Source organism: Streptomyces omiyaensis, assembly GCF_014650895.1.
GTDB classification, from domain to species: domain Bacteria; phylum Actinomycetota; class Actinomycetes; order Streptomycetales; family Streptomycetaceae; genus Streptomyces; species Streptomyces omiyaensis.
Genome location: NZ_BMVV01000045.1, coordinates 19,735 through 27,871, shown reverse-complemented (window position 1 = coordinate 27,871; position 8,137 = coordinate 19,735). Strand labels below are relative to the sequence as shown.

Annotated in this window: 7 protein-coding genes; 4 read left to right on the top strand and 3 right to left on the bottom strand. The window is 74.5% G+C overall.

Going from position 1 to position 8,137, the window contains the following annotated elements:
* Together IE287_RS36465 and IE287_RS36460 are read left to right on the top strand one after the other, a co-directional pair.
* Window positions 1-357 (top strand): FG-GAP repeat domain-containing protein (locus IE287_RS36465; RefSeq protein ID WP_189853713.1); only part of this gene is annotated, 357 nt, incomplete at its 5' end.
* A 409-nt stretch (window positions 358-766) separates the two neighbouring features.
* A complete protein-coding gene (locus IE287_RS36460; RefSeq protein ID WP_229883975.1) occupies window positions 767-1,174 on the top strand; it encodes an ASCH domain-containing protein in 408 nt (135 codons plus the stop codon).
* Between the two features lie 197 nt (window positions 1,175-1,371).
* On the opposite strand, the gene IE287_RS36455 is transcribed toward IE287_RS36460, so the two are convergent.
* The 3 genes from IE287_RS36455 to IE287_RS36445 all read right to left on the bottom strand — a co-directional run bounded on the left by IE287_RS36455 (window position 1,372) and on the right by IE287_RS36445 (window position 4,224).
* Complete coding sequence (locus tag IE287_RS36455; protein ID WP_189853712.1) at window positions 1,372-1,755, bottom strand: SCO4225 family membrane protein; 384 nt, start codon at window positions 1,753-1,755, stop codon at window positions 1,372-1,374.
* A gap of 504 nt (window positions 1,756-2,259) precedes the next feature.
* Window positions 2,260-3,564, bottom strand: a complete 1,305-nt coding sequence (locus IE287_RS36450) for a hypothetical protein (protein ID WP_189853711.1) — start codon at window positions 3,562-3,564, stop codon at window positions 2,260-2,262.
* Window positions 3,565-3,810: 246 nt separating this feature from the next.
* Window positions 3,811-4,224 carry a hypothetical protein gene (locus tag IE287_RS36445; RefSeq protein WP_189853710.1) on the bottom strand — a complete coding sequence of 138 codons (414 nt, stop codon included), beginning with the start codon at window positions 4,222-4,224 and terminating at the stop codon, window positions 3,811-3,813.
* Window positions 4,225-4,477: 253 nt separating this feature from the next.
* Between IE287_RS36445 and IE287_RS36440 the strand changes: the two genes are divergently transcribed.
* Both IE287_RS36440 and IE287_RS36435 read left to right on the top strand, forming a co-directional pair.
* Window positions 4,478-4,831 (top strand): trypco2 family protein, encoded by a 354-nt coding sequence (locus IE287_RS36440; RefSeq protein ID WP_189853709.1) that lies wholly within the window; start codon window positions 4,478-4,480, stop codon window positions 4,829-4,831.
* Window positions 4,832-4,963: 132 nt separating this feature from the next.
* Window positions 4,964-8,119 carry a tetratricopeptide repeat protein gene (locus IE287_RS36435; protein ID WP_189853708.1) on the top strand — a complete coding sequence of 1,052 codons (3,156 nt, stop codon included), beginning with the start codon at window positions 4,964-4,966 and terminating at the stop codon, window positions 8,117-8,119.
* The last annotated feature ends 18 nt before the right edge of the window (window positions 8,120-8,137 follow it).

The window sequence follows — 8,137 nt, the reverse complement described above, 5'->3', positions numbered from 1 at the left end:
AAGATCGGCACCGGCGGCTGGACCGCCTACAACCAGATCACCGCCACCGGCAACATCGGCGGCGCCCCCGCCGGCGACCTGATCGCCCGCGACAAGAACGGCGTCCTCTGGCTCTACCTCGGCAAGGGCGACGGCACCTTCACCGCCCGCAGGCAGATCGGCGGCGGCTGGAACGCCTACACCGACACCCTCGGCATCGGCGACGCCAACTACGACGGCCGCCCCGACCTGTTCGCGTACGGCCCGAACAAGACCGCCTACTTCTACGCCGGCACCGGCGACCTCCACCAGCCCTTCGCCACCCGCGTCACCAGCCCCGCCCTGACCGGCCTCCCGGCCCACGACCACCTCTCCTGACCCCATCCCGCTCACCAGGAGGCCCCCGTCGCCGCTGGGGCCGGTGAACAAGTGCTGCTGCTCGGCATCGGCAGGGCCACCGGCGTCGGGCCTACAGAGGTCTGGGCGGGCGTTCCGCAGGAGGCGCCGGGGCCCGAGCGGGGCCGGGCCGGTCCGAGCGGATGCCGGTACGCCGGTCACGCGTCCGCTGCGGACTCGTGCGGGACGGGCCACAGCTCGACCGGCTCCAGGTCGGCGAACGGCATGTCCGCGTGCAGGCGGTGTCGAGGGTGCGGCGGGGATCGGTGGGGTCGAGGAGGCGGGCTGACCGGAGGACGCGGGTCGAGCGTGCCGGGGCGGAGCCGTCTGTGATACCCGGTACTGGAGGACACTGCCGGTTCACGAGGAACGGGTGGGCCGGGAATGGAGGGTGGTGCGGCTCATGTGGCCACGTGTCGACGGGATGCGGGCCCTGGAGCTGGGCACGCGGGGGGAGCTGCGGGATCGGCTCAACGCCCTTGTGCTCGCGGGTAAAAAGACGGCGACGACGGGGCTGCTGGCGGAGTACGTGGAGGAGACCGAGGGGCTGGAGTTCGTGGGCGAGCGTCTGGGACTCCTCGGCAATGACGGCCATCGCATCGCCACGGTCGAGGTCACCGGCGTGCGACTCGCCGCCTTCGCGGACGTGGCGTGGGATCACGCCGTGTCCGAAGGAGAGGGAGACGCGTCGCTGGAGGAATGGAAGAGCGGGCATTCGCTCTTCTGGAGCTCTGTCGGCACTCCGGTGGGCCAGGACACGATGCTGGTCTGTCTGCGCTTTCGGCTCGCGGACAGCTGAGCCGCGTTCCGGAGCGCGTGCTTCGGCGTTTCAGGCAAGGGCCGCCGAACCCGCGCACCAGGGCCTTGAGGGTAGGGCTGGGCCGGGGTGCGTCACGGGTCCACACGGGTCCACCATGCCGGGTCGGGGCGGGGCGGGTCGGTCACACGGGTGCGGCCACGGGGTTCCGGTGCGGTGTCCGGACGCGATCGGATCGGTCATCGGCCGCTGGTGGTGCCGTCGTCCGCCCCGCCGGGCGTGCGGTCCGGCGGCAGCGGCCCGGTCCGCTGCCCCGGTGTCCGTCGCAGGGTCCTGTGGGCGAGGCCGAGGAGGAAGGAGTGGAGGAGCGCGGAGAGGGCCAGTGCGGCGAGGAAGTATCCGGCCGCCGGGGCCGAGTCGCCGTCCGCGAAGTCGGGGAGGAGCAGAAGCGTGCTGGTGGGTGCGGTGATCATGAGCATCCAGAGCGCTGCGAAGCTCCGGTCGCCGGTGAGGGAGGCGTGCGCCATCGGCAGCGCCGCCACGGCCACCAGGCCGAGGTAGACCAGTGAGGCCGGGTTGGCGAACGCGAGCCGGAGAAAGGTGCGGAGGCGGCTGTCCCGCATGGGTGCTCCCTCCCGGGCGGATCGGCTCCGCCATGTCGATGGGGGTTCCATGCTGGGGCGGATCGGCTTGAGGCGCGTGAGGAGTACTACTCAGATCCCTCGTGCGCCGGCGCAGGCTGAAGGCTGTGGGGGGTGGCTGGTCGACGCCGCTCGCGCATGAGCGGCCAGGGCCGGGGAGGGGCGGAACGCCCCGGTGGGCACGGCTGGTCGACGTACGGACGCTTCGCGACGACGCAGGCCGGGCCCGGGACCACCTGGCGCGCAAAGGCGCGGTCCCCGCGCGAGCGGGGGTGTTCCGGTGCGGTGGCCGGCCGGGTGCCAGGGGCTGTTCCGGCCGCGGCCGGCCCCCGCGGTCGGAGGCGCGCCCGGTCGTCTCGCGAGCGGGGGCGTTCCGGCGCCGCCGGTCCGGGACGACCTGGCCGAGGTCCGGCCCCGCGCGGGCGGGGGGGGCCGGTCGTCGTACTCGGCCGGGGCGTCGGCGGGCTCCCGTCGTCCGGTGCCCCGTCAGGCTTCGCCGCGCCGGGCCCAGGTCCCTCTTCCGCCCGCCGTCATCAGCGTGTTGACGATGTGCGAGCGGTCGCGGCCGCCCCGGAGCAGTCGCTCGGCCGCCATGCCGAACGCCAGCGCGGGTCCCACCAGGCCGAGGGCCTCGCCGGTGCCGAGCGCCAGCCCCGCGCCGGCGAGTCCGAGGCCCGTCTCGGCCGCTGCCCAGGCGAGCCGTCCGGGCCGGTCCCCGGAGGCCGGCAGCTTGCGCCGGACCGCCCGGAGCAGTGCGGGGAGCGCGTCGTCGGCCGCCGCCGCGTCCCCGGCGCGCAGCGCCGCCTGGAAGGCGTCGCGCCGACGGGTCACGGCCTCGTCCTGATGGATCTTGGCGATGTCCTGCCAGCCCAGTCCGGCGACCGCCGCCAGGCTGCCGGGGTCCATCCCGTGGTCCGCGGGGGCCGCGGCCCCGGGGCCGGCGGGCTCGAAGAGCGCGTCCGTCGGACGCCCGAGGTAGAGCCCGATGTCGGCCGCTTCCGGGAGCGACCGCGGGGACGCCCCGTCGGTGCCCAGCGTCCGCTGCACCGCCGCGTTCCAGGCCTGCGTCGCGGTGTTCCACATCGCCGTCCTGTGGGGCGGGTCCGTCTGGTCGAGCCGGGCGAGGAGCACGGACCTGCGGTGCCGGTCCGACGGCTCCACGTGCTCGTCGAGATAGGCCAGGGTGCGTTCCACCGGGGCGTAGTCGTGGCCGGGGAGCCCCGGCAGCTCCGCCACTTCCTCCAGCACGTCGCGGTACGAGCAGGGGCGCGTCACGGCGCTCGTGCCCAGCGGCACTCCCGCCTCGCGGGAGAAGTGGTGCAGGGTCCAGGCCACGGCCTCCAGCCTGCGCCGGACCGCCCCGCCCTCCTCGTACCGTGCGCCCAGGGCGGTACCCCGTGCGAACAGCGGCCCGGGATTCGCCTCTCCGCGCTCGAGGACGGTTTCGGAGAGCCTGACCAGGGGCTCCGCGGTGTCGAACGAGGACGAGAGCCAGCCGGGCTCCAGGGCGCGGTGCAGGCCGGTGGTGACCAGGTCGAAGGGGGTGCTGCCGGCCGGAGCGGCGGTGGTGCAGCGCAGGAACGACGGGCAGCCGCGCACGAAGGACCGGAAGTCCTCCGTCTCGAACAGCGCCTGTATCGCGTGGCTGTCGATGAGCTGTACGTCGCTCAGCACCACCGTGTGCCCCAGCAGGGCCTGGATCTTGAGCATGACGGCCGGTGAGGTGTCCCGCGGATCCCATCCGGACCCGCGCAGATGCTCACCGTCGAGCCAGTGGGCATAGATCTCCATGGTTCCCCTCCCCCGCCGAGCGAGGGTCTCCCCCTCGGCAGCAGACCCTACGGCGAAGAGGCCAACGGTGCGAAGTTCCGGGCCTGTTGGGGTCCGGCCGCACGCCCCGCACCGCCTCGAACCGCCTCGGACCGCCTCGGACCGAGACCGCGACGGCACAGCCGCAGCTCGGCACCGCAGCGGGTGGGGTCGGCCCCGCTGTCCCCCGGCCGGGGTCCTGGTGATCGCTCCACCGTCAGCCGGTGTTCACTCCACCGTCAGGACGAAGCCGATCACGAACAGGATCCCGAGGATCGAAGCGGCCGTCATCGCGAGCAGGATCGTGCCCAGGACGCGGAACAGCAGTCTGTTCCAGAACTCCGCCCGGCGGCCGTCGGGGGTGTCGGTGCGGTAGACGGTCGGGATGTCGACACGGCCTTCGGTGATGTCCTGCGCGGCCCTGCGCACGTCCTCGGGGTGGAAGTGGTAGATGGTCGGTGCCGCCCCGTAGGTGCCCCGGCTCTCCCCGCCGGAGCGGCGGACACGGACGTCCGCGAGATGGGCGACACTCGGCACCCAGTCCTTGCGCACCGGCCACAGCGCGGTGACCGCGCGCACGCTCAGCCAGGGCTCCTCCTCTCCCGCCGGTTCGGGTACCGCGGGATCCGGTGTGTGCGACATGCGTCCCCCTCGATGCAGCAGTCCTCCCGTACATACCCGCTTTCCCGCACGCCGACAGAGCGCCCGCGGCACATCTTCGCCACCCCCTGGGGGGGCACGGCCCACCGCGCGGGCCGTCGGACGCACCGGCGGAGCGGTCGCGGTGGTGTGGTCGGGGGTTTCGCGGTTCCCCTGCGCGGGTGAGGTGCCGTCGGGGAAACTGCGCTCCGGACCGATCGTGCACACGGGCGTGCAGGTGGTGGAGGGGGAAGCCGTGGCGAAGGTGACGTTGTCCGAGGCGCTGGCGGAGTTGCGCAGCGAGCTGTACAAGGCCGCGGACAGCAGCCCGAACGAGCAGTTCACGTTCGAGGTCGAGCAGGCCGAGCTGTGCCTGGAGGTGGAGTTCAGCAAGGACGCCGGCGGCAAGGTGAACGTCGAGGTCGGGGCGTTCGGCACCAAGGGCGGTGTGGAGGCCGGGGGCGGGGGCGGGGTCGTCCAGCGGCAGACGCTGACCCTGACGCTGAACGTCCGCGACGAGGCGCTCGGCGGACAGCCCCCTCGCATCCGCCGGAGCCATGTGCCCGGCGGGCAGCCGGGGGCCGATGCCGCGCCCGGTGGGGACGCCTGACCCGGACGACCGGCCAGAGGACGCAAGGGGTGGCGGGGGCGACGGACGGTGGACGCGTGCAGGGCGGCCTACATCAGGCCCGACGAGCCGGTGGGCGGTTCGGGGTCGGGGTATCTCATCGGCCCGCGGCTCGTGCTGACCGCCCTTCACGTGGTCCACGACAAGGGGGTCCGGGCGTCCGGTGCGACCGTCTGGGTCGGCCACCCCCGCGCCCTCCGCCCGAACACCGGAGTCCACGAGCGCACCGCGACGGTCCTCTGGCCGGCCGCCGACGCCGACCCCGACAGCCCCGGCGTGCCGGATGTCGCGCTGCTGCTCCTGGACGAGGACGCCGATCTGGGGCTGACCCCGGCCGTGCGGTGGGGCCGGCCCCAGGGCGATGCCCCCTTGAACTATCGCGGGATCGGGATCCCGGCGTTCTCCACCAGCCCGGGCGGGGCCGCCCAGTACGAGAACCTCCGCGGTGAGCTCGCCCCGCTGACCACCGCCGGCCGGCGCTGGGTCCTCGACTGCAAGGTCTGGCCCGCCGCCGAGCGGCAGGAGGACCGGCCCTGGGCCGGTGCCTCCGGCGCCGCCGTCTTCACCGGCGGCCACCTCGTCGGCGTCGCCGTGGAGTACGGCGCCGGGATGGGCGAGCGGCGTCTCGTCGCCGAGCCCGTCCATCCGCTCCTCGACGACCCGGGGTTCACCGCGGTGCTGGCCGGGCACGGGTTCCCCGGCACCCGGCACACCGCCGACGACGTCACCGCCCCCGCCGGTGAAGGGGCCACAGCCGTGTGGCCGCGGCAGTTCGGCACCGTTCCCGAGCTCGCCACCGCCTACCAGCACCGTGACGCCGTCGACCGGCTCGCCACGGCGCTGGCCTACGGCGACGCCACGATCCAGGCCGACACGCCCGCCGTCGCCCGTGATGCGGCGGCCGTCGTCACCGGACTCGGCGGGGTGGGAAAGACCCAGCTCGCCGTCCACCACGTCCAGCAGGTCCGGCACGCCAGCGGATTCCCGGTCCCGGCCGGCCGCGTGCCCGCTTCCACGGCGGACGCCGTCGCGGCCGTCGACCTGCTGCTCTGGATCACCGCCACCAACGCCACCACCATCACCGCCGCCTACGCGCAGGCAGGCCGGGAACTCAGCCGGGCCGGGGTTCCCGTCGCTGTCGGCGACGATGCCGACCAGGCGGCCCAGGGGTTCCTCACCTGGCTCCAGACCACCCCCACACGCTGGCTCGTCGTCCTCGACGACGTCACCGACGCCGGAGTGCTCCGTGCCCTGTGGCCGCCCATCACCCCCACCGGACGCACCCTCGTCACCACCCGCAACCGGGACGCCGCGCTCACCGAGGGGCGCCGGCAGATCGGCGTCGGCCTCTTCACTCCCGGCGAAGCCGTCCACTACCTGCGCCGGCGCCTGGCCGGCACCGGCATCGACCCGAGCGACGCCGAACTGCGGCAGCTCGCCGACGACTTCGGACACCTCCCCCTCGCGCTCGCCCAGGCCGCCAGCTACATCCGCAGGAACGGCCTCGCTCTCGACGAGTACCGCGCCGAGCTCGCCGAGGTGTCACTGGGCGAGGCGCTGCCCGGGATCGACGGGCTCCCCGACCGGCAGGCCCATATCGTCACCGCCGCCTGGACCCTGTCCATCGACTACGCCGACACCCTCGCCCCCGCCGGACTCGCCCGGCCCCTCCTGCACGTCCTGGCGGTCCTCGACCCCAACGACACACCTGACGGCATCACCGCGGCACCGGCGCTCCGGCAGCACCTCCAGCAGGCGCGGGACGCCGGGGCACCGGCTCCCGGCCGGGTGGTGACCGAGCGGGACGTGAGGCGGGCGCTACGGGTCCTGCACCGGCTCCACCTGACCGACATCACCCCGCACCACACCCTGCGCACCCACCAGGTCCTCCAGCGCACGCTTCGGGAGACGCGCGCCCCGGGAGAGACCGACCGGCTCGCGGCGGTCGCCGCCGACGCGCTCCTGGGGACCTGGCCCGAGCAGGAGGCCCCCGGCAGCGGGCACTACCGGGCCGCCACCGCTTCCCTTGCCGCCCACAGCGTCCTGCGGGACCCCGGCGACGGCGGTCTGCACGCCGTCCTCTTCCGCGCCGGCACCACACTCGGCGAAGCCGGACAGGCCGCCGCCGCACGGGACCACTACCAGCACCTGCACACCACCGCACACCGGCTTCTCGGACCCGACCACATGGACACGCTCGCCGCCCGCGGCAACCTCGCCCGATGGCTCGGCGAAGCCGGCGACCCGGCCGGGGCGGCAGATGTCTGCTCCGAACTCCTCACCGACCAGGTCCGCATCCTCGGACCCGACCACCTCGACGTCCTCGTCACCCGCGGCAACCGGGCTCGTTGGCGCGGTGAGGCCGGCGACGCGGACGGGTCCGCGGCCGCCTTCGCCGAGCTGCTCACCGACCAGCTCCGCGCCCTGGGAGCCGATCACCCCGACACCCTCACCACGCGGGGCCACCTGGCTCGTTGGCGCGGTGAGGCCGGCGACGCGGCCGGCGCCGCGGCCGCCTTCGCCGAGCTGCTCACCGACCGGCTCCGCGTCCTGGGACCCGACCACCTCGACACCCTCATGACCCGCCACAACCTCGCCCACTGGCGCGGTCGGGCCGGTGACCCGGCCGGCGCCGCGGCCGCCTACGGCGAACTCCTCACCGACCAGCTCCGCACTCTCGGTCCCGACCATCCCGACACCCTCGTCACCCGCAACAGCCTCGCGGGCTGGCGGGGCGAAGCCGGTGACGCGGACGGGGCCGTGGCCGCCTTCGCCGAGCTGCTCACCGACCAGCTCCGCGTCCTCGGACCCGACCATCCCGACACCCTCGTCACCCGCCACAACCTCGCCCACTGGCGCGGTGAAGCCGGCGACCCGGCCGGGGCCGCGGCCGCCTACACCGAGCTCGTCACCGACTGTCTCCGCGTCCTCGGTCCCGACCACCCCTACACCCTCGTCACCCGCGGCAACCTCGCCGGCTGGAGCGGGCGAGCGGGCGATCCAGCCGGGGCGGTGGCCGCCTACACCGAACTCGTCGCCGCGCGTGCCGACGTTCTCGGACCCGACCATCCCCGTACCCTGCTGGCCCGGTTCCAGTGGGCGGTGCACACCGGGCGGGGCGGCGACCCGGCGGGCGCGGTGAACGCGTTGCGGGAGCTCGCCGAAGACGAGGCCCGCGTCCACGGCGGCCGTGACCACGCCGAGGTCCGGGGGACGCTCGCGGAGCTGGAGCGGTGGCGGGCGCTCCTCGACGGCGAGGGCCGTGCGTGAGGTGGCGGGTGGCAGGTG